The organism is Streptomyces sp. NPDC001617, assembly GCF_053596855.1.
This window is the reverse complement of record NZ_JBSFHA010000007.1, coordinates 158,039-182,092: the sequence shown is the minus strand read 5'-3', so window position 1 is coordinate 182,092 and position 24,054 is coordinate 158,039. Positions and strand designations below refer to the sequence as shown.

The following is a 24,054-nucleotide window of genomic DNA, read 5'->3' as shown; positions in this document are numbered from 1 at the left end:
AGCCCTGCATCCGAGCCCTGCATCCGAGCCCTGCATCCGAGCCCTGCATCCGAGCCCTGCATCCGAGCCCTGCATCCGAGCCCTGCATCCGAGCCCTGCATCCGAGCCCGGAACACAGCTCTTCGGCGGGGCCGGGATCAGCTGTTCCCGGCGGCCGGTTCCAGCACGAACACCGGGATCTGCCGGTCCGTCTTCTTCTGGTAGTCGGCGTACGGCGGATATGCCGCGACCGCCCGCTCCCACCATTCGGCCTTCTCCGCGCCGGTGACCTCGCGGGCGGTCAGATCCTGCTTGACCGGGCCGTCCTGGAGCTCCACCCGCGGGTCGCCCTTGATGTTGTGGTACCAGACCGGGTGCGTGGGCGCGCCACCCTGCGAGGCGACGACGGCGTACCGGCCCTCGTGCTCGACCCGCATCAGCGGTGTCTTGCGGATCTTGCCGCTCTTGGCACCGCGGGTCGTGAGCACGATGACGGGCATACCGGTGTCCAGCAGCGTCGTCCCCTTCGTGCCGCCGGAGCTCTCGTAGAGCTCCACCTGATCGCGCACCCACTGCGTCGGGCTGGGTTCGTACTCGCCCTCAAGAGGCATGGCATCCGTCCCATCGTCGGGTCGTACGGCTTGCTGACACCGTCACTCAACACCGTCGCGTTCCGGAATCATCCATGACCGGTTCTCGCATCGTGAGCGACCAACTCCGGCCAGAATGCCCGCACCACCGATCTGGCCGAACTTCTCGTCGCCCCATAGATGCCCGGGGCATCTAATGAAGATCTGCACGACGCACTCTTCGTCTGCGAGGTCTGCCATGACGGAAACGGAACCGGTCGCCTTCCCCCAGGACCGGACCTGTCCCTACCACCCGCCGACCGCCTACGACCCCCTGCGCGCCGACCGCCCGCTGACCCGGATCACCCTCTACGACGGCCGTACGGCCTGGCTGGTGACCGGTCATGCCCTCGCCCGCGAACTCCTCGCCGACCAGCGCCTGTCCACCGACCGGGGCCACCCCGACTTCCCGGCACCCACCGAGCGGTTCGCCGCGGTGAAGAACCGGAGGGTCGCGCTGCTCGGCGTCGACGACCCCAAGCACCGCGTCCAGCGGCGGATGATGGTCCCCAGCTTCACCCTGCGCCGCGCCGTCGAACTCCGCCCGCGGATCCAGCGGATCGTGGACGGACTGCTCGACGCGATGATCGAGAAGGGGCCGCCGGCCGAGCTGGTGGGCGCCTTCGCACTGCCCGTGCCGTCGATGGTGATCTGCGCGCTGCTCGGCGTCCCCTACGCGGACCACGACTTCTTCGAGGGGCAGTCGCGCCGTCTGCTGCGCGGTCCCAAGGTCGAGGACGTACAGGACGCGCGCAACCAACTGGACGCCTACTTCGAGGAGTTGATCGACCGCAAGCTGGGGCAGGCCGAGCCCGGCGACGGCGTGCTCGACGAACTCGTCCACCACCAGCTGCGCGAGGGGGTACTGGACCGGACCGAGGCCATCTCCTTCGCGACCATCCTGCTGGTCGCCGGCCACGAGACGACCGCCAACATGATCTCGCTGGGCACCTTCACCCTGCTCCAACACCCGGAGAAACTCGCCGAGTTGCGTGCCGACCCGGAGCTGATGCCGTCCGCGGTCGAGGAGCTGATGCGCATGCTGTCCATCGCGGACGGGCTGCTGCGCAGGGCGACCGAGGACATCGAGACGAACGGCACGACCATCCGCGCGGGCGACGGAGTGGTCTTCTCCACGTCGGTCATCAACCGCGACGAGGAGGTCTACGCCGACGCCGACACCCTCGACTGGCACCGGCCGGCCCGCCACCATGTCGCCTTCGGCTTCGGCATCCACCAGTGCCTCGGCCAGAACCTGGCCCGCGCCGAACTCGACATCGCCCTGCGCACCCTCTTCGACCGTCTGCCAGGCCTCCGTCTCGCCGCTCCGTCCGACGAGATCCCCTTCAAGCCCGGCGACACCATCCAGGGGATGCTGGAACTCCCCGTGACCTGGTAAGAGGCTCGACGCCATGCACATCGACATCGACAAGGACGTCTGTATCGGCGCCGGCCAGTGCGCCCTGTCCGCCCCGAACGTGTTCACCCAGGACGACGACGGCTTCAGCGCGTTGCTGCCGGGCCGCGAGGACGGCGGCGACGACCCGATGGTCCGGGAGGCCGCTCGCGCCTGCCCGGTCGGCGCCATCACCGTGACCGACGGCTGAGACTCAGCGGACCCGCAGCAGCTGTCGAGCCGCCTCGCGCGCCTCCCGTGCGGGCTCGGCACTTCCCGAGACACCCGCGGTGACCATCGCGCCCTCCGCCAGCAGGAACAGCTGCCCGGCCAACGCGCCGGGCAGTCCCGCCTCGGCCACCAGCCCGCCGAGATACTCCCTGAACGCCCGCTTGTGCGCCCGCACTTGGGCCACCACACGCTCCGACGTGGCGCCCAGCTCACCGTAGGAATTTATCCACGCGCACCCGCGGAACCCGTCCTCGCCGAACCACTCCTCCAGCCACTCGAAGACCGCCAGGATCCGCTCCTCGGGCTCCTCCCGCCGCGCCACGAACTCGGCCAGCCGTCCGCGCCAGCGTGCGTCCCGCCGCTCCAGATACGCCTCCACCAGCTGCTCCTTCGCCGGGAAGAGCTGGTAGAGCCGTTTGAGCGAGACCCCCGACGCGCCCCGGATGTCGTCCATGCCGACCGACTGGATGCCCCGCCCGTAGAACAACTCCTCGGCGGCGTCCAGCGCCTGCTCCCGGGCGGCTGCGCTGTCCAAGACGGCCATGCGGTGAACCACCTCTCCCTTGACGCGAGAACGAGCGTTCTCCTACGGTAGCAGCCGAATGGAGAACGATCGTTCTCACCGTCCGTCCACCCGTCGCCGAGGAGGAACCATGCCCGACCGCCCGCCCCTGCCGCCCTTCACCCGTGAGACCGCCGCGCAGAAGGTGCAGGCCGCCGAGGACGCCTGGAACACCCGTGATCCGCAGAAGGTGGCGCTCGCCTACTCCGAGGACTCGGTGTGGCGCAACCGCGGCACCTTCGTCACCGGCCGCGCCGAGATCGCCGGGTTCCTGACCCGCAAGTGGGAGCGTGAGCAGGACTACGCCCTGCGCAAGGACCTGTGGGCCTTCGACGGCAACCGCATCGCCGTCCGCTTCCAGTACGAGTCCCGGGACGCCGACGGCCAGTGGTGGCGCTCCTATGGCAACGAGCTGTGGGAGTTCGACGAGCACGGCCTGATGACCCGGCGCGAGGCCAGCATCAACGACGTACCGATCGAGGAGCAGGAGCGCCGTATCCACGGGCCGCGACCGGAATCCGAGCGAGGCGAGACCTTCCCGCTCGCATAGGGTTCCGGGGTGACCGAACAGGCCGGGAAACCCTTCCTCTACGTCGTCGTCTGCGCCGCCGGTATCGCCGCGGAGGTCGGTGAGCTCATCACCGCCGCGCAGGAGCGGGACTGGGAGGTCGGCGTCATCGCGACGCCCGTCGCCATGAACGGCTTCTTCGACAGCGAGGCGGTGCGGGCACAGACCGGCCGCCCCATACGCTCCGCCTGGCGCACCCCGGGCGATCCGCGCCCCTTCCCGCCGCCGGACGCGGTCGTGGTCGCGCCCGCCACGTTCAACACGGTCAACAAGTGGGCGGCGGGCCTCGCCGACACCCTCGCCGTGGCCACCCTGTGCGAGACGTACGGTCTCGGCGTCCCGGTCGCCGTACTCCCTTGCGTGGCCGACGCGTTGGCCGCCCACCCCGCGTATCGGGACAGCCTGACACGGCTGCGCGGGATGGGCGTCCGGATCGGCGAGCCGTACTCCGGCGAGGCGGGGGAGGACGGCGTACGGCCGGAGTTCGGGTGGGAGCGGGCACTGGACCTGATCGGTGAAACCGGAGGCGGACGGGAAGGAACGTCGTAGCCTCCCCACTGGTACCCCATCCCGAAGGCAGGAGCAGCAACGATGCAGTATGTGAAGCTCGGTTCGACGGGCCTGGACGTGTCACGGATCAGTCTGGGCTGCATGACCTACGGCCTGCCCGACCGAGGTGTGCACGAGTGGACGCTCGACGAGGAGGCGTCGCGGCCGTTGATCCGGCAGGCGCTGGAGGCCGGCATCAACTTCCTCGACACGGCCAACGTGTACTCCGACGGCACCAGCGAGGAGATCGTCGGCAAGGCGCTCAGGGACTTCGCCAACCGCGACGAGGTCGTGCTGGCGACCAAGGTGCACGGCCGGACGCGGCCCGGGCCCAACGGGGCGGGCCTCTCCCGCAAGGCCATCATGACCGAGATCGACCACAGCCTGAGCCGCCTCGGCACCGACTACGTCGACCTCTACCAGATCCACCGCTTCGACCCGCACACCCCGGTCGAGGAGACCATGGAGGCCCTGCACGACCTGGTGAAGGCGGGCAAGGTCCGCTACATCGGGGCGAGTTCGATGTACGCCTGGCAGTTCTCCAAGATGCAGTACGTCGCCGAGCGGCACGGCTGGACCAGGTTCGTGTCGATGCAGAACCACTACAACCTCCTCTACCGCGAGGAGGAGCGCGAGATGCTGCCCCTCTGCGCCGACCAGGGCGTCAGCGCCCTGCCCTGGAGTCCGCTCGCCCGAGGCCGCCTCACCCGCGACTGGGGCACGGTCACCGAACGCAGCGCGGGCGACAACTTCGGCAGCCGCCTCTACCCGGACAGCGACCGCACCATCGTCGAGGCGGTCACCCGCATCGCCGCGGACCGTGGCGTCCCCCGCGCCCAGGTGGCCCTGGCCTGGCTCCTCCACCAGGACACGGTGGCGGCCCCGATCGTGGGAGCCGCCAGGCCGCGGCACATCGAGGACGCGGTGGCCGCCGTGGAACTGGAACTGAGCGACAAGGAGATCGAGGAGCTGGAGCAGCCGTACGCCCCGCACCCGATCGTCGGACACAGCTGATCAGTGGGGTCCGTGCGGTGCGAACTCCGTGCCGCACGGACCCGCTCCCTCACTCTCCGGCAGCACCACTCGCGCCCCGTTCATCGTCAGCGTGCGGTAGTGGTGCCCGATGCGTTCGGTGGAGCGCCCCACGTAGTGCCCGATGAACGACCGTCGGAAGCGATCCGCCGTCCGGTTCGGCTGCGACCCGTGCACCAGGCTGCCGTTGAAGAACAGGACATCCCCGGGTGCCATGTCGACCGGTACGGAGGCCAACCCCTCGGGCGGCGCCACGTACTCCCGCGCGAACGACACCTCCGCGTCCGCCTCCTCGGGACAGAACAGGTCCATCAGGTGCGTCCCCGGCACGACCTCCAGCCCTCCGTTGTCCCGGTCGATCACCTCGCACGCCACCCACGCCGCCACACAGGTCCCCGGCTCCACCCGCAGATAGAAGTTGTCCTGGTGCAGCGCCTGCCCCCGCGCCCCCGGCGGCTTGAAGTAGAACATGCTCTGCGCGGCCAGCACCTCCTCCCCGAGCAGCACCTCCAGCACGCTCCGCAGCCGCGCGTCCAACAGCACACCCCGCGCGACCGCGTTGATCTCGTGCGGATGCATCACCCGCGGATACCCGGCCAGCGGGTCCCCGCCCGCCCGCGGCTCGAAGTGCCCCGGCACCCGCCCCGCCGCGTGCAGCGCCGCGAACTCCCCGCACAACCGGTCGATCTCGTCGTACCCGAACAGGTCGCGCACGACGGTGAAGCCGTCCTCCCGGAACTGCCGCAGGCCGTCCTGCGTCAGGATGGAATCGTCGGTGGTGTAGATGTCCGTGGCTGTCATCCGTCCCCTCCTCGACAAGGTGTCATCTGCCCGCAAACGCTAGGCCGCCGTACCCGCAAGGAGGATGCCCGTGGATGCTGACGCATTGCCCGAGACTGCTGCGCCGCCACTCGGCCTGGTGGTGATCGGCCACTACGAACAGCCTCACGGTTACGCGATCAACCGCCCGCGCGGAGCCGAGAGTTGGCTCTTCCTGTGGACGACGGGCGGTCGTGGCCGAGTGCGCCAGGGGACGACGGAGGCAAGCGCGGGCGCCGGGGACCTCGTCGTGCTCGCGCCCGGCAAGCCGCACCACTACGCCGTCGAACCGGGCGCCCCCGCCTGGCGGTTCTGGTGGGTCCACTGTCAGGCGCGGTCCTCCTGGACGCCCTGGCTGCGCCCGTACGCGACCGGCGACGGGCTGTACGCCGTCACCCCGACGCCGGCCGCCCTGCACGGCCGGGTCGAGGGGGCCTTCCGGCGGATGCTCGCCGACGCCCGCTGGACCGGTACCGAACCGCCGCCCGCGGCCGCACCCCCGGACGGCCGCGTCGCCGTCGCGCACGGTGCCGCCGCGCGTGAACTCGCCCTGTCCTCACTGGAGGAGGTGGTCCTGCTCGGCGCCGCCACCGCGCGGCCCCCGGTGCGACAGCACGGTGTCGACGACCGGGTGGGGCGGGCCGAGGCGCTCATCGCCGCCGATCCGGGCGCCCCGCACACCGTCCGCTCGCTCGCCGCGAGTGTCTCCCTGTCGCCCTCCCGCCTCGCCCACCTGTACACCCAGCAGCTCGGCCAGTCCCCGATGCGGGCGCTGCGCGAGGCGCGGCTGCGGCACGCCGCCCGGCTGCTGGAGGGCAGTGACCTCTCCGTCGACCGGGTGGCCGCGGCCTCCGGCTTCGCCAGCCCCTTCCACTTCAACCGGGTCTTCCGCGCCCGGTATGGTGTGCCGCCCGGCACATACCGGGCCGGTGGACCAATGGTTGAGGAGTGAACCAGAGTGCCCGGCGGGCGCGGCCGAAGGCGAGAGGGAGGAGGTCGTGCAATGGTTTCGCGACGAGACGGTGTGGTTCTCGGGGATTCGTATTCCCGGACGGCTGACTTTACGTCAAAACTCCGTGCCGGGCGCGCCATGCACAAAACCGCGAGATCTCTTGTTAGGCCTCCCTGACCTGTGCAAAGGTGTGCACCGTCGGTGCACAGACAATACATTTTCCTCCTGTGCGCGCGAGGCGTCCCCCGTTCGTCCCCGAGCTCCAAAAGAGCCGTCCCAGGCGCGCGTTCGGGACGCCGAATCCTGTACGAGTGGGCCTCGTCGCTCTGACGGCGGGTCCCCATACCGCATGGTATGGACTTTATGCCGCATGGCCCCGGAAGGAATGCAGCCGTGAAAGACGTCGGCCTGTCGAATTCCCCCACGCCCGACCGCCGGTTCGAGGTGACGGACGAGCAGCTGAGCTCCGAACTCAAGAAGTGGACGGGAACGACGCCCGCGCTGCAGCCCGTCGGTGAACTTCTCGACCGGCACTGGGAAGCGGGGTTCGCGTACGCCCGGCTGTGCACCGACGGCGCACCTTCCGCGGGAATGCTGACGACCGCCGCGTTCACCCGGCTCTTCGGCGAGACCCTGCGGCAGAACGGCCCCACGTCCGCCTGGCGGCCCCAACTCCTGGTCACCGTGCGGCGTATCGCCGCGGAGTGGGACAACGACCGCCGACGTGAACACCTCCACCCCGAGCTGCGCTCCGGGGCCGACGGCGGGGACCGCATCGCGGCCCGGCTGCTGCCGCCGTCCGACCGGCGTCTGCTCTCCGGCGCGTTCCAGCGGCTGCCCCAGTCCGCCCGCTGCCTGCTGTGGCACGTGGAGGTCGAGGCCGAGCCGATCGAGATACCCGGTGGGCTCCTCGGCCTGAACGCCGAGGACGCCCGTGTCGAACTCGGGCGGGCCCGCGACCGGCTGCGTGAAGAATGCCTCCAGGTCCACCGCGAACTCGCGCCCGAGCAGGAGTGCCGCCGCTACCTGCGCATGCTCGACGTCACCTACCGGCGCGGCGGCCTCGATGTCGACCCCGACCTCGCCGCGCACCTCGCCCGCTGCAAGCACTGCAGCCACACCGCCGACCAACTCGCCCAGTTCAACCACGGACTCGGCCTCGCTCTGGCCGAGGCGGTCCTGGGCTGGGGCGCGCAACCCTACGTGGAGTCCCGGATCGCCGGTCCCGTCCAGGGCGGCACCCCCCTGCCCCCAGAAGTGCGGCCCAGGGTGATGCCGGGCGAGCCCTTCTTCGCTCCGGCCGGCGAGTCCTTCGCCGCGGCGCAGGCGGCCCCCGCACCCGGCGGCCGTACCACCTCCCGTCTCTCCGACCGCAAGGCCGCCAGACGCGCCGCGGCCCGCAGACGCAACCTCGCCGCGGCCGTCCTCACGGTGAGCGGACTGGTCGTCCTCCCGCTGGTCCTGTGGTCCGTCCTCGGCTCCGGCGACAACGCCACCACGGCCGACGGCGGCCACCCTTCCGAGACCCCCAGCCCGGGCAAGGCCACCGCGACCGGCAACCCGTCCTTCATCAGCGCCGGCGAGGCCGCGCAGGGCGACGTCCAGGGCAGGCTCCACAACCTCGACTCCGGGCTCTGTATCGCTGTCGTGGGCAAGAAGGCCGTGAAGGGCGCCGAGACCGACCTCGCCTCCTGCTCCTCGGACAACACCCAGCAGTGGCGGTACGAGACCGACGGCCGGCTGCGCAGCGTCGCGGACCCCGACCTCTGCCTCGACTCCCACCTCGGCTACTCGGTGGTCCTCGCCCCGTGCGCGAGCACCGACCAGAAGAACATCCGCTACGACTTCACGCTTCAGGGCACCCTGGTGCCGCGCTGGGACCAGGACCTGGGCCTGACCCCCGCCGCGACCGACGGCTCGGGCGCGCTGGTGGTCAAGACCCGCGACGACAGCACCGTCCAGCGCTGGGCGTTCGACACCTCGAAGGCCGACCTCCAGATGCAGGTCGTCAACTGGGACGCCGAGACCACCCCCGTCCCGACCCCCACGCCCAAGGCCACGCCCAAGGCCTCGAAGAAGCCGACCGCCACACCGACCCCGTCGGCGAAGCCGACGACCCAGGCCCCCACGCCGAGCACCTCATACCCGTCGAACGCCTACTGCTACTACAACCCGTCCTACTGCGGCTGGGGCGGCGGGGGCTGGGGCGGTGGTTACGGCGGTTACGGCGGCGGACGGCACTGACCGCCCGGCTCAGCCGATCACCTGCAGCGACAGCCACAGCGCCGCCACGGCCGACACCAGCGCGGCCGGGGTGGCGAGCAGGCCGAGCCGGGTGAACTCCCCGAGGTCCACGTCGTGTTCGTGCCGGTGCACGATCCGCCGCCACAGCAGCGTGGCCAGCGACCCGGCGTAGGTCAGGTTCGGGCCGATGTTCACCCCGAGCAGCACCGCCAGCACCGCACCCGGCCCGGCCCTGGCGGTCAGCGGCAGCAGGACCAGGACCGCGGGCAGGTTGTTGATCAGGTTCGCCAGTACGGCGGCGAGCGCGGCGATGCCGAGCAGCGCGAGCGGGCCCGAGCCGGAGGGCAGGACATGGTCGAGGGCGTCGGCGAGGCCGTTGTCGACGACCGCCCGCACCACGATTCCGAGCGCCAGCACGAACGCCAGGAACGCCGGCGCGGAGGCCCGCACCACCGACAGCGGGGTCGCCCTCCGCCGTACGAGCGCGCGGCCGGCCAGCACCAGCGCCCCCGCCGTGGCCACCCACACCGGCTCCACGCCGACCGCGGAGGCCACGGCGAACCCGGCGAGCGTGCAGCCGACGGTGACCAGCGCGAACAGGGGCAGCTCGGGTGTGTCACCGGGTTCGGGGGAGTCGGCGGTCGTGCTCAGGTCGTTCCTGAAGAAGCGCCGGAAGACCAGATACTCGGCGCCGATCGCCACGAGCCACGGCAGGGTCATCAGCGCCGCGAACCGGGTGAAGCTCAGCCCGCTGGTCTCGAACGCCAGCAGGTTCGTCAGGTTGGAGACGGGCAGCAGCAGCGAGGCCGTGTTCGACAGATGGGCGCAGGCATAGAGCTGCGGCCTGGCGCGGACGCCCGCGCGGGCGGCGGTGGCGAACACCACCGGCGTCAGCAGTACCACCGTGGCATCCAGGCTGAGCACGGCCGTGATCGCCGAGGCCAGTACGAAGACCGCTGTGAGCAGCCGCACCGGCGACCCCGCCGCCCGGCGCGCCATCCACGCCCCGCATGCCTGGAAGAGCCCGTCGACGTCGCAGAAGTGGGCCAGCACCAGCACGGCCGCGAGAAACCCCACGACCGGCCCGAGCCGCGCCGCCTCCTCTCGGGCGTGGTCCAGTGAGATCGCCCCGGTGGCGATCACGATCCCCGCGGCCGGGACGGCCAGTACCGCCTCCGGCAGGCCCTTCGGGCGCAGTACCGCGAAGGCGAGGACGGCGACGAGCAGGACGGCGGACAGCGACTCGGCGAGCGGGGTGTTCAGGGCGGGGTCCTTCGGGGCGGAGCGGCGCGGGATCGCTCAATGAAAACAGGCCGGGGCAAGCAGCCCGTCGGGGCCCTGCCGCTCAGGCGCCGGTGCCGGGGCTGAACACCGTCAGGAACGCCGAGGAGGCGTTCCCGGACACGGGTACCTGACCGCCCGTCCACGACACCTTGAGGGAGTCCCGCTCGTCCGGCGGGGTCACGAGGAGCGCCGCCGGGGTGGCCGGGTGGGCTCCGCTGACCGCCGGGTTCGAGAACGTCAGCCCCGCCCAGGCGCTCTTGCCCGGCGCCAGCGTCACCGTCGTCGCCGTGCTGCCCGACTCGCGCCTGGGATCCGGCCCCAGCTGCTTGCCCGACGCGTCCACGAACGCGGCACCGGGGTAGCCGCGCACCGTGCAGGTACGCGACGACGCGTTGGTCAGCACGATCGGGAAGTTCTCCTGCCCGGCTCCGGGGTTGTTGCGCCCGACGGTCGCCCGCAGCTCGGAGGTGTGACACCGGCTCGACCCACCGGCGGCCGACGAGCCGCCCGAGGACGGGCTGCTGCCCGTACCCCCGCCCGAAGTGCCGCCCGAGGCGGAGGTGGACGCGGGAGCCGACGCCGACGCCGAGTCGCTCGTACCGCCGTCCGTGGCGGGCGCGGCCGTGCCCGACAGGGTCGACGGAGAGCTCGCGGAGCCGCCGCTGCTCCCGCACGCGGTCAGCAGACCCAGCACCGCGACCGAGCTCGCGAGCAGGACCGCGCGGTGGACGGAGGGGGACTTGTTCGCCATGTTTCTCAACACTCCCGGAGTTTCCACGCACCCGCCATGGCGCGTGCGTACGGCGCTCTGTGCCCCGTCATGGATGTCCGATGCACGTGAGCACCAAAAAGTTCGGAAGTGCTTCGGGTCAGTTTCCGAGGCGTACGGAGGCGAGGACACGGTCGGCCGAGGACGCGCCGTGTTCCCGGATCTGCACGTACACCCGTGGCTTCCCGGCGCCCTTCGCGGGCGTGAGCGCGGCCTCGGTGACGGAACCGCCCGGGCAGTCGCTCCAGGTGCGGATTCTGCCGTGCCAGACCGTGCCGGTGTAGGCGCGGCTGCCGTCGTAGCGGCAGCCGGGGTGGCTCAGCGTGTTCAGCGCGGCCGTGAGGTCGCCCTGCTCGGTCCGGCCCACGAAGACCCCGTTCACGTCCGCCGTCAGGTCCTGCCACTTCGCCAGGTCGTCCGCGACGACGAAGCCCGGCCGGCGCCCGGCGGGCAGGCCCAGCGCCCCCGGATCCCAGCCCGAGTCGCGCAGCTGGCGGTCCCAGGCGCGGGGGACCTCGGCCGTGATCCGGCCTGTGGTGTCCGCGACCCGCACGTCGGGGGGCGGTGCGGAGCGGTCCGTCAGCGCCAGGGGCACGGTCACGGCCGCGATCACCGCGAGGGCGGCCGACAGGACGAGGGCCTTTCGGTGCGGTCGGCGCCGGTAGCCGGGCGCGGCGAGGCGCTCCAGTTCCTCGGCGAGGGACTGTGCGCTGGGCCAGCGCCGCCTGCGGTCCGGTTCCAGGGCTCGCATCAGGGCCTGCCGGACCGCCGGGTCCAGCCCAGGACGCAGCCGGTCGGGCCGTACCACCCTGCCGGGCTCGCCCGGCACCGCACCGGTGACCAGGTGATAGCCGACCGCCCCCAGGCTGTACACGTCGGCCCGCGCGTCGATCCCCGCCCCGGCCTCGGCCTGCTCCGGCGGCCGGTAGCCCGCCGATCCCGCGGCCTGGGTGAGCCCGGACGCCTGCGCCAGGCTCTTGGCCAGCCCCAGGTCGGCCAGCAGCACGCGGGAGCCGCCGCCGGGGGAGGAGCACAGCAGCACATTGGTCGGCTTGATGTCCCGGTGCACGATCCCCGCCTCGTGCAGCGCGGCCGCGCCCCGGGCCGCCGACACCGTCAGCCGAAGCGCCTCGGGCACGGGCAGCGGACCGGCGGCGAGCAGGTCCGCGAGGGTGCCCCCGTCGGCGTACTCCATCACGAAGTACGGTCTCCCGTCCGGCAGTTCACCGATGTCGAAGACCTGTACCACCCGCTGCGAACCGGCCCGGCGCAGCATCCGCGCCTCGGCCAGGAAGCGCTCGCGGACGTCGAGCCGGTGGGACCAGTTGTCGGCGAGGACCTTGACCGCGACCGGCGCCGCCAGCTCGTCGTCGTGTGCGAGCCAGACCGTGCCGAACGCGCCCGAGCCCAGGCGCCGTTCCAGGCGGTAGCGCCCGATCCGCTCGACGGAGTGCATACGACTATCATGCCTGGCCGTGGATCGATCCCGAGCAGAGCACCTGGTCGCGCCCACCGAGGACCTCGCCCGCAGCGCGGCGGCGGGGGACCGGGCGGCGCTGGAGGAGCTGCTCCGAGCGATCGGACCCGAGGTCGTCCGGCGCTGCGGACGGTTCCTGCCCTGCCGGGAGGACGCCGAGGAGGCGGCCCAGGACGTCCTGCTCCAACTCGCCCGGAAGATCGGCACGTTCGAGGGGCGCAGCCGCTTCAGCACCTGGCTGCACACCGTCGTCGCCAACTGCTGCCGGCAGAAGTACCGCGAGCTCAGACGCCGGGCCGCCGAGCAGCCCGCCCCGATCGACGACGACCACCGGGCCGACCCGCGCACCACCAGCGTCATCGCAGGCTCCCGGCTCGACCTGCTGGAGGCCCTGGACCGGCTGGAGCGCGAACATCCCCAGCTGGTAGAGCCGTTGGTGTATCGCGACATCTGCCAACTGGAGTACGCGGAGGCCGCCGAACGGGCCGGGATTGCGCTGGGCACCTTCAAGTCACGGCTGCACGAGGCGCGCCGCCAGGTCAGGCCCTGGCTCGCGGACAGGTCCTGAGCAGTCGGTCCGCCGTTCCCCGCTCAGTCCTCGCCGAGCAGGTCGATCTCCGCCCAGATGGTCTTGCCGTCCGCCGTGTGCCGACTGCCCCAGCGCTGGGTGAGCTGCGCGACCAGGAGCAGTCCCCGGCCGCCCTCGTCCCAGGTCTTGGCGCGGCGCAGATGCGGTGCCGTATGGCTGGTGTCGGAGACCTCGCAGATCAGTGTGGCCGCGTCGTGGATCAGCCGCAGCCGGATCGGGTGGGCGCCGTACCGGATCGCGTTGGTGACCAGCTCGCTCACCACCAGCTCGGCGGTGAACGCGGCCTCCAGCAGCCTCCAGGCGTCCAGCTGGGCGACGACCTGCTTGCGGATCGGCGCGACCAGCGCCGGATCGGCCGGGATGTGCCAGGTCGCGACCCGCGAGGCGGGCAGGCCGCGGGTGCGGGCCAGCAGCAGCGCCACGTCGTCCAGGGCACCGCCCGGCGGCAGCAGGGCGTGCAGGACGCGGTCACAGGTCTCGTCCAGTGAGTCGGAGTACGTCGCGAGCGCCTCGCACAGCAGCTCGTGACTGGCGTCCACGTCCCGCTCTCGGGTCTCGATCAGGCCGTCCGTGTAGAACGACAGCACGCTGCCCTCGCGCAGCTCCAGCTCGGCCGACTCGAACGGTAGCCCGCCCAGCCCCAGCGGGGGACCGGCGGGCAGCTCCACCTGCTGGGGCGCGCCTCCGGGCGGGACCACCACCGGCGGCGGATGCCCGGCGCGGGCCAGCGTGCAGCGCCGCGACACCGGGTCGTACACCGCGTACAGGCAGGTCGCGCCGACCTCGCCGGGTCTGCCGTCGTTGCCGGCCTCCGCCGACAGCCGTACCACCAGGTCGTCCAGGTGGGTGAGGAGCTCGTCCGGGGCCAGGTCTATGTCGGCGAGGGTGCGTACGGCGGTGCGCAGCCGGCCCATGGTGGCCGAGGCCTGGATGCCGTGGCCGACCACGTCCCCGACGACCATCGCGACCCGCATCCCCGACAGCGGGATCACATCGAACCAGTCGCCGCCCACCCCGGCGCGCGCCGCCGGCAGATAGCGCGAGGCGGCGTCCACGGCGGCGGTGCGCGGCAGCGAGCGGGGGAGCAGGCTGCGCTGCAGAGCCAGGGCGGTCTCGCGCTCGCGGGAGAAGCGGCGGGCGTTGTCGATGCAGACGGCGGCCCGGGCGGTGACCTCCTCGGCCAGCAGCACGTCGTCCGGCGAGAACGGGTCCGGCCGCCGGAACCGGGTCAGGACCGCGACCCCCAGGGTCAGCCCGCGGGCCTGGATCGGCACGGACATCGTGGAGTGGATGCCGTACTCCTTGACCCGCTCGGCACGCGCCTTGTGCCAGCTCAGCCACTGGTCGAGGGCGCCCGAGGAGATCGACGCGACGATCGTGCGGCCCGCCAGCAGGGAGTCGGCCTGGGGCGAGCCCGAGGGGTACTCCTCCAGCTGCCCGGGCTTGAGGACGGCCTCGGGCGTGCCCGGATTGACGGAGAGGTGCGCGGCGCGGCGCAGGCCGATCGGGGCGGTCAGCCGCAGCGGGGGCTCGCCGCCGTGCTCCTGGAGGTCCAGCAGGTCGACGCTGACCAGGTCGGCCAGCGCGGGCACGAAGACGTCCGCGAGCTCCTGCGCCGTACGGGTGACGTCGAGGGTGGAGCCGATGCGCACGCTCGCCTCGTTGACCAGCTGCAGCCGCTCCCGGGCGAGGTAGTTGTCGGCGAAGTCGTGCGCGGCCAGACACACGCCCCGCACCCGCCCCTCGGCGTCGGTGACCGGTGCCATCCGGGCCAGCCACGCGTGCGCGTTGTCCTCGCCGCCGGTGCGCATGTACGTCTGGACGTCCAGCGGGCGCCCCGAGGTGAGCACCCGCACCATGTGCGCCTCGAGCTCCTCGCTCTGCGGCTTCCCGCCGATCTCGGACAGGCGCAGCCCCCGCAGGTGCTCCTCGGGCAGCCCGATCACCTTCGCCATGGCGTCGTTGACCCGTCTCAGCCGCAGCCGTTCGTCGTACACGGCGATGGCACAGGGAGACTGGGCGAGCACCGCCGTGACCAGCGGGTCGTCGGGGGAGTGCGGGGCGCTGCCGTCCAGCGGGCTGAACAGGAGCCACCGGGCGGCGCCGGCGTCTTGTGCCGGCTGGTGATGGGCGAGCAGCCAGACGGACATCTCGCGGCCCTCGCGGTGACGCAGCGCAAGGGTGCCGTCCCAGCGGGGCCCGACGGGCGCGAGGACCTCCCGGTCGACCAGCAGGTTGCGGGCCGGGGTGCCCAGGACCTCTGCGGCCGGCCAGCCCAGCAGCCGCTCCGCGCCCGCGTTCCAGTCGACCAGTGTGCCGGAGTCGTCGACGACGGCCCGAGCCGTCTCGGCATCGTCGAACGGATACTCCGGGCTCATCGGCGCCACTCCATCGCGAACACTCAGAGTGAACTGTGGGTCACTTCCGTTCCAGACTAGTCCGTCGTCCTTCCGCGCGGACGGGAACCCCTCGGGCAGGGGACGGGAGGGTCAAGGGGGATTTCCGGCCGTTGTGACCCGTGGGGCAGAACGGCGCCCCCGCACCCTTGACGGGCTTGTGTGGCTCACCGTCAGAATCTGTGTGTTAGCGATCAGTTGTGAGTACTTCTGGGCCCTGATGAGGGAGAGCCGCCATGACGGTCACTCGCAGATCGGTTTTGATCGCGTCCACCGCCGCGCCTGCGGCCGGGGCGCTCCTCGCCACCCCGGCGGCATGGGCCGCCGAGGCCGCCGGGAGCACGTCCGGCCGCCGCACGGTGGCCCTGCGGGACGGCTGGCGCTTCGCGCTGGTCAACCCGGGCGGGATCACCGATCCGACCGGCGCGTACGCGAACGCCCCCGACCCCGGCTACGACGACTCGGCCTGGCGCGAGGTCGCGGTCCCGCACGACTGGAGCATCGAGCAGACCCCCACCACCGAGAACGGCACCACCAGCGGCACCGGCTTCTTCCCCGGCGGCCTCGGCTGGTACCGCCTTGCCTTCACCCTGCCGCCGGACCTCGCCGGGAAGCGGATCTCGGTGGAGTTCGACGGCGTCTACATGGACTCGTACGTCTACTGCAACGGCACCGAGGTCGGCCATCACCCCTACGGCTACACCGGCTTCGCCTTCGACCTGACCGACCTCGTGCACACCGACGGCACGACCGGGAACGTGATCGCGGTCAAGGTCCAGAACCAGCTCCCGAGCAGCCGCTGGTACTCGGGCAGCGGCATCTACCGCGAGGCCCGTCTGGTGATCACCGAGCCGGTGCACGTGGAGCGCTGGGGTACGTACGTCACCACCCCGGACATCACCACGAAGCGGGCCGTCGTACGCGTGCGGACCTCCGTGGTGAACGAGTCGGGTGCCGTGAGCGAGGTCGAGGTCCGGTCGAAGGTCAGGGACCCGGACGGCCGTCCGGTGGCCCGCGCGGCCACCACGGTCACCGTCACCGACACCACGGCCGAGACCCACGAACTCACCGTATCCGAGCCCAGGTTGTGGGGGTTCGAGACCCCGGACCACCGCTACACCCTGGAGACCGAACTCCGGGTCGGCGGCAGGACCGTCGACACCCACCGCACCCCCTTCGGCATCCGCACCTACCGGTTCGACCCCGACGAGGGCTTCTCCCTCAGCGGCACCCACCACAAGATCAAGGGTGTCGACCTCCACCACGACCAGGGCGCCCTCGGCTCGGCGATCAACATCGACGCGGTCCGCAGACAGATGACCATCATGAAGTCGATGGGCGTCAACGCCTTCCGCACCTCCCACAACCCGCCCTCGCCGCAGATGATCGAGGTCTGCGAGGAGCTGGGCATCGTGATGATGGTGGAGGCCTTCGACTGCTGGAGGACCGGCAAGACGAAGTACGACTACGGGCGCTTCTTCGACGAGTGGTGCGAGAAGGACGCCACCGAGATGGTCCTCGCCGCCCGCAACTCGCCCGCCGTGGTGCTGTGGTCCATCGGCAACGAGATCACCGACTCCACCACGACCGCCGGTCTCGCCATGGCCGACCGGATCATCGGCGCCATCAGGGCCGCGGACGACACCCGGCCGGTCGTGATCGGCTCGAACAAGTACCACGGCGTGCCCGCCACCGGTTCCCCGGCCGACCTGATGCTGGCCAAGCTGGACGGCCTCGGCCTCAACTACAACACCGCCAAGTCGGTCGACGCACTGCACGCGAAGTACCCCAAGCTGTTCCTCTTCGAATCCGAGTCCTCGTCGGAGACCTCGACGCGCGGCTACTACCAGGAGCCCGAGCACCTCAACACGGGCGAGAACCACACGCCCGGCAGGCGAGAGGTCTCCTCCTACGACAACAACCTCTCCTCCTGGACCATGAGCGGCGAGTACGGCCACAAGAAGGACCGGGACCGGAAGTGGTTCGCGGGACAGTTCCTGTGGTCCGGCATCGACTACATCGGGGAGCCGACCCCGTACAACGTCTTCCCGGTCAAGGCGTCCTTCTTCGGCGCGGTCGACACGGCCGGCTTCCCGAAGGACATGTACCACCTGTTCCGCAGCCAGTGGGTGAGCGAACCCATGGTCCATCTGCTGCCCATGAGCTGGAACCATCAGGACGGGGACACCGTCGAGGTCTGGGCCTACTCCAATGTGGAGACCGTCGAACTCCTCCTCAACGGAAAGTCCCTCGGCACCCGCTCTTTCGACACCAAGAAGACCACCGACGGCCGCGGCTACCTGGAGACCACCGAGGCGACCGGCGACGACAAGACCTTCACCGACGGCCCCTACCCGGGCAGTTACACCAGCCCCAACGGCAGTGCGGGCAAACTCCACCTGATCTGGAAAGTGCCGTACGTGCCGGGCGAGTTGAAGGCCGTGGCCAGGAAGGACGGCAAGGCGGTCGCCACCGACGTGCTGCGGACCGCGGGTGAGGCGCATGCCGTACGGCTCTCCGCCGACCGCAAGTCCCTTGCCGCGGACGGGCGTTCACTGGTCTTCGTGACCGCCGAGGTCGTCGACGCGCACGGCGTGGTCGTGCCCGACGCCGAGGACCTGATCACCTTCGACGTGAAGGGCGGCTCTCTCGCCGGACTCGACAACGGCCGCGAGGAGAGCGCCGAGCGCTACCAGGCCAGCACCCGGACCGCCTTCCACGGCAAAGCGCTCGCGATCGTCCGCTCCGGCACCAAGGCGGGCAACCTGAAGGTGACCGCACGCGCGGAAGGGCTGCGGACGGGTGCGGCGACGGTGCGCGCCACGCCCGCCCGCGCGGCCGCGGCGACTCCGGCTGCCGACTTCGAGCCCGACTACCCGGCCGCCCCGAACCACCCCTACGCGGACGCCGGTTACTCGGGCCGCTCCGACACCCTCCCCGCCGCGATGCTCGACGGCGACGCGACCACCGGCTGGTCCAACGCGTTCTCCAAATCGGCCACGGCCCTGCTGCCCGCCTTCAGCGGGGCCCGCGAGAAGGACTGGGTCTCCGTGGACTTCGGGAGGTCCCGGAGCTTCGGCCGGGCGGAGGTCTCCTTCACCGTGGACGCGACGCACAGCCTGCCGGCGTCGGTCGAGGTGGCGGTGTGGGACGGGCACGAGTATGTACCGGCCACGGGCGTCGTGGTCGACTGGGCGACCGCCTCCGACGCGCCGACCGTCGTCACCTTCGACGCGGTGAGTGGCTCGAAGCTGCGGCTCACGCTGACCAGCAGCCATCCCGGCCAGGCGGTCGGCGCGGTGCGGATCAGCAAGCTGGAGGTACCGGCCGGCTGACAGGCATGGACCTGTGGGACTCGGGCCGGTTGCCCATGCCCAGAACTTGTCGATGACTTGACGATTCGTTCCATGAGCGTTCAGTCAGCCGTCCGTGTCTGGGATGTGTGTCGTCCCTAGGGTCCCTTGGGGTTTCGGAAGAAGGGACACATGGACGCACTCCACGCGGTGCGGGCTCGCGGGATCACCAAGTCCTTTAGCGAGGTCGTGGCACTCGACGGCGTCGACCTCGACGTGACGCAGGGTCAGATCCACGGCCTGGTCGGACCGAACGGTGCCGGCAAGACGACGCTGCTCGGGCTCCTGCTGGGCCTCGCCGTCGCCGACGGCGGCCGACTCGAGATCCTCGGGCGGCCGGTCGAGCGGGTGCTCGCCGTACCCGACGGCGTCGCCGGATTCGTGGACGGACCCGGGCTCTATCCCTCGCTCACCGCCCGTCAGAACCTCGCCGCGCTGGCCCGACTGCGCGGCCACGACGCGCGCACGGCGGGGATCGACGAGGTGCTCGACCAGGTCGGACTCACCGACGTCGCCGACGACCGGGCCCGCGGCTTCTCCCTCGGCATGCGCCAACGGCTCGGACTCGCCGCGGCCCTGCTGGTCAAGCCCCGGCTGCTCGTGCTCGACGAACCGTCCAACGGACTCGACCCGGCGGGCAAGAGGCATGTGCACGGGGTCCTGCACCGGCTCGCCGCGGACGGCACGAGCGTCGTGGTCTCCAGCCACCGTATGGACGACGTCGAGGCGCTGTGCTCCGAGGTCACCATCCTCGCCACCGGACGGGTCGTCTTCTCCGGTCCGCTCACCAAGCTGGCCGCCGAGAACCGCGAACTCGACTACCGGGTGCGCACGTCCGACCCGGTCGCCGCGCGTCGGCTGGCCGCCGACACGACCGGCATCCGGCTCGTCGACGACGCCGGAACACGGCAGGACGCAGAGGTGCTCGTCGTACGCGCGCTGGTACCGGCCCTCGACGAACTCGTGGCCGGGATCGTGCGGTCGGGCGTCGCGGTGCGCGAACTCGCCCCCGTGGTGTCGCCGTTGGAGGCGGCCTTCCTCGCCCTCACCGACCAGCAGGAGGCCGGCCGATGACCGCGACCGACACCGGGCAGCGGGAAGTGACCGTCGCCGCCGTCGCCCGCCGGGCCCCTCTCGTGCGCGGCTACCGCTTCGAGCTGGTCAAGCTGGTGTCCCAGTGGAGGATCCGGCTGCTGGTCCTGGCCTGCTGGATCGCGCCGGCGCTCTTCGTGGCCGCGGTGAGCCGGCAGAGCACGCTTCCGAGTGACACCCTCTTCGGCCGCTGGATGCACGCCACCGGGTGGGCCGGACCGCTGGTGATGCTCGGTTTCGCGGGCACCTGGGCCCTCCCGCTGCTGACCTCGCTGGTCGCCGGTGACGTCTTCGCCGCCGAGGACCGGCTCGGCACCTGGCGCCATCTGCTGGTGGCGGTCCGCTCGCCCCGCCGGATCTTCGTGGCGAAGTCGCTGGCCAGCCTCACCGTCATCCTGGTGCTCGTGGCCGGGCTGGCCTGCTCCAGCGCCGTCGGCGGCCTCGCGTCGGTCGGCAACCAGCCGCTCGTCGGCCTGGACGGCCGTCTGCTGGCGCCCGGTGACGCTGCCGGCCGGGTCCTGCTCGCCTGGATCTGTGCCCTCGCCCCGACCCTGGCCCTCGCCGCCATCGGACTGCTCGGGTCCGTCGCGTTGGGCCGGTCCTCGATGGGCCTGCTGCTGCCCCCGCTCGTCGCGCTCGGCATGCAGGTCGCCCAGATGCTGCCGCTGCCCGTCGCCGTACGCCTGGCCCTGCCCGGCTACGCCTTCATCGCCTGGAACGGCCTGTTCACCAGCCCGGGGCAGCTCGGCCCGCTCCTGATCGGCATCGCGGTCAGCCTGGTGTGGGCCGTGCTCGCCACCGCGTTGGCCTATCTGCTGTTCGTACGACGGGACTTCACGAACCCGGCCTACGACGGTTCCGGGCGCCGCGCGATCACCGTCGGAGCGCTGCCGTTGGCCGCGCTGGCCGCCCTCACCGTCGCGGTGATCGCCGTCGCGACTCCGTCCATGGGCTCCGGCATCAAGCAGGACAAGGTCCAGCACTCCCTGGCCACGGCCTTCGCCCACCTCTACCGCCTGCAGACCCGGCAACTCCACCGCCCCGCGGTCACCGAGGCACAGCTGCGGACCACGGCGGCGTGCAGCAAGAGCGACGGCCAGGGCGCCCAGGAGGGGGCGGGCAACGACTGGCGGTGCGTCGTCACCTGGCATCTGCCCGGCATCGCGGTGGCCGGGCAGGCCATCTATCAGCTCGACGTCGGCTCGGACGGGCGGTTCGTGGCCGACGGCGACGGACCGAAGGAAGTCAACGGCTACTTCCTGGTGCGGACTTCGACCGGGGACGCCCCGAACCCCCTGTGGCAGTTCGACGGCAACGTCGAGCTGCTCGACACCACCTCGAAGGGATAGCTCCATGCAGGTAATACGGCAGCGCCGGGTGAACGAGAAGGAGCAGGTCAACCTTTTCGGCAGACGCGTCGGCCGCCGCGCCCTGCTGGTCACGGCGGGCATCGCGGTCGCCCTCGGCGTCACGGGCACCGCGGTCGCCTCGACCTGGCAGTTCGGCACCCAGCAGGTCGCCCAGGAGACCGCCCGTGGGCAGGTCCTCCCCAGCGACCAGTACATCAAGCCGTACGGCAGCCGGACCGTGATCAACGACGGCAAGATCATGTCCTCGACGGTCAGCCCGGACGGCAGCCACCTCGCGGCCTCGGCCGCCGACGGCGACGCGGCGCTGGTGATCATGGACCTCGCGACCGGACAGGTGAAGCAGAAGGTCGGCACCAACGCGGCGGACGACCTGCGCATCAAGAGCGCCTCCGTCGGCCAGGAGGGCCCGACGTACTCGCCCGACGGCACGCAACTGTGGCTCGGCCAGACCGACGGCTACACCAAGTTCACCGTGGGCGCGGACGGCACCCTGTCCAACCCGGTGACCGTCTCCCTCCCGGCCGACGGCACCAAGCACGCGCTCGTGGGTGCTGCGGTGTTCTCGGCCGACGGCTCCACCGTGTACTCCGCGGTCAACGGCCAGAACCGGGTGGTCGCCATCGACGCGGCGACCGGAACCGTCCAGCGGAGCTGGGTGGTCGGCACCGCCCCCCGGGGCATCGCCCTGGTCGGCGACAAGCTGTACGTCAGCAACGAGGGCGGCCGCCCGGCCAAGGCCGGCGACACCACCATGAACTCCTACGGCACCGACGTCCCGGCCGACCCGGACACCGGCGCCGCCACCAGCGGCACGGTCAGCGTCATCGACACGGCGGACCCCTCGGCCGCCGTCGGCAGCATCGACGTCGGCCTGCACCCGACCGCCGTGTACGCCAAGAAGGGCGCGGTGTTCGTCACCAACACCGCCGACAACACCGTGTCGGTCATCAGCACCGCCCACGACAAGGTCGTCCAGACCATCGCCACCCAGCCGTGGCCCGAGGCCTCGGTCGGCTACGAGCCCGACGCGGTGACGCTTACCGACGACAACCGCCTGCTGGTGACGCTCGGCCGCGCCAACGCCGTCGCCGTCTACCGCTACACCTCCCCGCAGCAGCCGGCCCGCTACATCGGCATGCTCCCCACGGACTACTTCCCCTCACAGATCACGACCGTCGGCAAGAACGTGGTCGTCTCCAACACCCGTGGCATCGACGCCCGCCGCCCCACCACCGCAGCCGGCCACAACACCCACGACACGACGTCGAGCCTGACGCAGTTCACGCTGCCTGACGACGGCGTCATCAGGTCCCAGACGGCCAAGGTCTTCCAGCAGAACGGCTGGACGCCCGGCTCGGTCACCACGGCCAAGGCCAAGGGCCACGCGCCGGCGCTGCCGGTCCCGCTGCGGCTCGGCGACCCGTCGACGATCAAGCACGTCTTCCTGCTCGTCAAGGAGAACCGCACCTACGACCAGGTCTACGGCGATCTGCCCCAGGGCGACGGCGACCCGTCGGTCACCACCTTCGGCGAGAACGTGACACCCAACCAGCACGCGCTGGCCGAGCAGTTCGGGCTCTACGACAACTTCTACGACGTCGGCACGAACTCCGCCGAGGGCCACAACTGGCTGATGCAGTCCGACAACCCGGAGTACACCGAGTCCTCGGCCGGTGAGTACCAGCGCAGCTACGACACCGAGAACGACGTGCTCGGCCACCAGAAGACGGGCTTCATCTGGACCGGAGCACAGGCAGCCGGCAAGTCGGTCAAGGACTTCGGCGAGTTCCAGTCCTTCGAGAGCAAGCCGGCCGGCGCGACCTGGCAGAACCTGTACTGCGACAGCAAGAACATGGCCGCGACCGGGGCGCAGACCCAGTACCCCATCCAGACCGGCTCGGCGATCCCCTCGCTCAACAAGGTGTCGGTGCAGGGCTTCCCGATGTTCGACCTCGATGTGCCGGACATCTACAAGGAACAGATCTGGCAGCAGGACTTCGAGAAGAACGGCCCGGCGAACCTGAACATGTTCTGGTTCTCCAACGACCACACCGGCGGCCCGGCGAACGCGGCCGCCGAGGTCGCCGACAACGACCTCGCGGTCGGCCGGATGGTCGACGAGATCTCGCACAGCAAGTACTGGAAGGACTCGGCGATCTTCGTCGTCGAGGACGACTCCCAGAACGGCCTCGACCACATCGACGGCCACCGTGCCCCGGTCCAGATCATCAGCCCGTACGCCCAGCACGGCACCGTGGACAACCACTACTACTCGCAGATCACGATGGTCCGCACCATCGAGCAGATCCTCGGGGTCCACCCGATGAACCAGCTCGACAGCGCGGCCACGCCGATGTACGGGGCGTTCTCCCTGAAGCCGGACGACGCACCGTTCACGGCGCAGCCCAACCGCACCTCGCTGACCCTCGGCGTGAGCCCGCAGCCCTCCTGCGGCTCGGACACCCCGGCGCCGCAGGACAAGAAGGCAGCGGCGGCGCCGACGTCCACCGCGGTCCCGGAGGCCCAGCAGGACCTCGCGGCGGAGTGGAAGGCCTGGGCCTCGCACCAGCGGCTCACGGGCCCGCACGCGGTGCCCGACTACGCCAACCCCGAGCAGATGAACCGCTACACCTGGTACCAGACGCACAACTTCACCAAGCCGTACCCCGGCGACAAGAAGGTGTACGCGCCGGGCGACGTACCCGGCGCCTACCTCCCGTCGCCGGACTCCGACGGCTGACCTGACCTGATCGCACAAGGGTC

19 protein-coding genes are annotated in these 24,054 nt (G+C 71.1%); 12 read left to right on the top strand and 7 right to left on the bottom strand.

What is annotated here, in order from left to right:
• Positions 1 to 137: 137 nt before the first annotated feature.
• Entirely contained in the window at positions 138 to 590 is a 453-nt protein-coding gene (locus ACWC09_RS08565; protein WP_450849784.1) for a nitroreductase family deazaflavin-dependent oxidoreductase, read from the bottom strand.
• A 217-nt stretch (positions 591 to 807) separates the two neighbouring features.
• Here ACWC09_RS08565 and ACWC09_RS08560 point away from each other — a divergent pair, with 217 nt between their 5' ends.
• Together ACWC09_RS08560 and ACWC09_RS08555 are read left to right on the top strand one after the other, a co-directional pair.
• The gene (locus ACWC09_RS08560) at positions 808 to 2,007 is read left to right on the top strand and encodes a cytochrome P450 (RefSeq protein ID WP_450849783.1); all 1,200 of its coding nucleotides are present in this window, start codon (positions 808 to 810) and stop codon (positions 2,005 to 2,007) included.
• Positions 2,008 to 2,020: 13 nt separating this feature from the next.
• A complete protein-coding gene (locus ACWC09_RS08555) occupies positions 2,021 to 2,215 on the top strand; it encodes a ferredoxin (protein WP_450849782.1) in 195 nt (64 codons plus the stop codon).
• A gap of 3 nt (positions 2,216 to 2,218) precedes the next feature.
• On the opposite strand, the gene ACWC09_RS08550 is transcribed toward ACWC09_RS08555, so the two are convergent.
• On the bottom strand, positions 2,219 to 2,770 hold the full coding sequence (locus ACWC09_RS08550; protein WP_450849824.1) for a TetR/AcrR family transcriptional regulator: 552 nt from the start codon (positions 2,768 to 2,770) through the stop codon (positions 2,219 to 2,221).
• Between the two features lie 118 nt (positions 2,771 to 2,888).
• Here ACWC09_RS08550 and ACWC09_RS08545 point away from each other — a divergent pair, with 118 nt between their 5' ends.
• Genes ACWC09_RS08545 through ACWC09_RS08535 form a run of 3 tightly spaced genes read left to right on the top strand, consistent with a single transcriptional unit; the run spans position 2,889 to position 4,928 of the window.
• On the top strand, positions 2,889 to 3,347 hold the full coding sequence (locus ACWC09_RS08545; protein WP_450849781.1) for a nuclear transport factor 2 family protein: 459 nt from the start codon (positions 2,889 to 2,891) through the stop codon (positions 3,345 to 3,347).
• Positions 3,348 to 3,356: 9 nt separating this feature from the next.
• Entirely contained in the window at positions 3,357 to 3,914 is a 558-nt protein-coding gene (locus tag ACWC09_RS08540) for a flavoprotein (RefSeq protein WP_450849780.1), read from the top strand.
• A gap of 42 nt (positions 3,915 to 3,956) precedes the next feature.
• Positions 3,957 to 4,928 (top strand): aldo/keto reductase, encoded by a 972-nt coding sequence (locus tag ACWC09_RS08535; protein WP_450849779.1) that lies wholly within the window; start codon positions 3,957 to 3,959, stop codon positions 4,926 to 4,928.
• Here ACWC09_RS08535 and ACWC09_RS08530 read toward each other — a convergent pair whose 3' ends face one another.
• Positions 4,929 to 5,747 carry a phytanoyl-CoA dioxygenase family protein gene (locus ACWC09_RS08530; protein ID WP_450849778.1) on the bottom strand — a complete coding sequence of 273 codons (819 nt, stop codon included), beginning with the start codon at positions 5,745 to 5,747 and terminating at the stop codon, positions 4,929 to 4,931.
• 64 nt (positions 5,748 to 5,811) lie between these two features.
• Here ACWC09_RS08530 and ACWC09_RS08525 point away from each other — a divergent pair, with 64 nt between their 5' ends.
• Together ACWC09_RS08525 and ACWC09_RS08520 are read left to right on the top strand one after the other, a co-directional pair.
• Positions 5,812 to 6,717, top strand: a complete 906-nt coding sequence (locus ACWC09_RS08525) for a helix-turn-helix domain-containing protein (protein WP_450849777.1) — start codon at positions 5,812 to 5,814, stop codon at positions 6,715 to 6,717.
• 393 nt (positions 6,718 to 7,110) lie between these two features.
• Positions 7,111 to 8,961, top strand: coding sequence for a ricin-type beta-trefoil lectin domain protein (locus ACWC09_RS08520; protein WP_450849776.1), 1,851 nt, complete (start codon positions 7,111 to 7,113; stop codon positions 8,959 to 8,961).
• 9 nt (positions 8,962 to 8,970) lie between these two features.
• Here the strand turns inward: ACWC09_RS08520 and ACWC09_RS08515 are convergent, their stop codons facing one another.
• The 3 genes from ACWC09_RS08515 to ACWC09_RS08505 form a co-directional block, all read right to left on the bottom strand.
• Positions 8,971 to 10,224, bottom strand: coding sequence for an arsenic transporter (locus ACWC09_RS08515; RefSeq protein WP_450849823.1), 1,254 nt, complete (start codon positions 10,222 to 10,224; stop codon positions 8,971 to 8,973).
• A gap of 82 nt (positions 10,225 to 10,306) precedes the next feature.
• Entirely contained in the window at positions 10,307 to 10,996 is a 690-nt protein-coding gene (locus ACWC09_RS08510; RefSeq protein WP_450849775.1) for a DUF4232 domain-containing protein, read from the bottom strand.
• A gap of 118 nt (positions 10,997 to 11,114) precedes the next feature.
• Positions 11,115 to 12,470, bottom strand: coding sequence for a serine/threonine-protein kinase (locus tag ACWC09_RS08505; RefSeq protein ID WP_450849774.1), 1,356 nt, complete (start codon positions 12,468 to 12,470; stop codon positions 11,115 to 11,117).
• A gap of 19 nt (positions 12,471 to 12,489) precedes the next feature.
• Between ACWC09_RS08505 and ACWC09_RS08500 the strand changes: the two genes are divergently transcribed.
• Entirely contained in the window at positions 12,490 to 13,059 is a 570-nt protein-coding gene (locus tag ACWC09_RS08500) for an RNA polymerase sigma factor (protein WP_450849773.1), read from the top strand.
• A gap of 23 nt (positions 13,060 to 13,082) precedes the next feature.
• On the opposite strand, the gene ACWC09_RS08495 is transcribed toward ACWC09_RS08500, so the two are convergent.
• A complete protein-coding gene (locus ACWC09_RS08495) occupies positions 13,083 to 15,458 on the bottom strand; it encodes a SpoIIE family protein phosphatase (RefSeq protein ID WP_450849772.1) in 2,376 nt (791 codons plus the stop codon).
• 254 nt (positions 15,459 to 15,712) lie between these two features.
• Here ACWC09_RS08495 and ACWC09_RS08490 point away from each other — a divergent pair, with 254 nt between their 5' ends.
• From ACWC09_RS08490 to ACWC09_RS08475, 4 genes are all read left to right on the top strand, one after another.
• Positions 15,713 to 18,811: a glycoside hydrolase family 2 TIM barrel-domain containing protein gene (locus tag ACWC09_RS08490; protein WP_450849771.1), complete on the top strand. Its 3,099-nt coding sequence runs from the start codon at positions 15,713 to 15,715 to the stop codon at positions 18,809 to 18,811.
• A 150-nt stretch (positions 18,812 to 18,961) separates the two neighbouring features.
• On the top strand, positions 18,962 to 19,903 hold the full coding sequence (locus ACWC09_RS08485; RefSeq protein WP_450849770.1) for an ABC transporter ATP-binding protein: 942 nt from the start codon (positions 18,962 to 18,964) through the stop codon (positions 19,901 to 19,903).
• Positions 19,900 to 21,270, top strand: a complete 1,371-nt coding sequence (locus tag ACWC09_RS08480) for an ABC transporter permease (RefSeq protein WP_450849769.1) — start codon at positions 19,900 to 19,902, stop codon at positions 21,268 to 21,270. Before ACWC09_RS08485 ends, ACWC09_RS08480 begins: the two co-directional genes overlap by 4 nt.
• 4 nt (positions 21,271 to 21,274) lie before the next feature.
• Positions 21,275 to 24,031, top strand: a complete 2,757-nt coding sequence (locus ACWC09_RS08475) for a bifunctional YncE family protein/alkaline phosphatase family protein (RefSeq protein ID WP_450849768.1) — start codon at positions 21,275 to 21,277, stop codon at positions 24,029 to 24,031.
• The last annotated feature ends 23 nt before the right edge of the window (positions 24,032 to 24,054 follow it).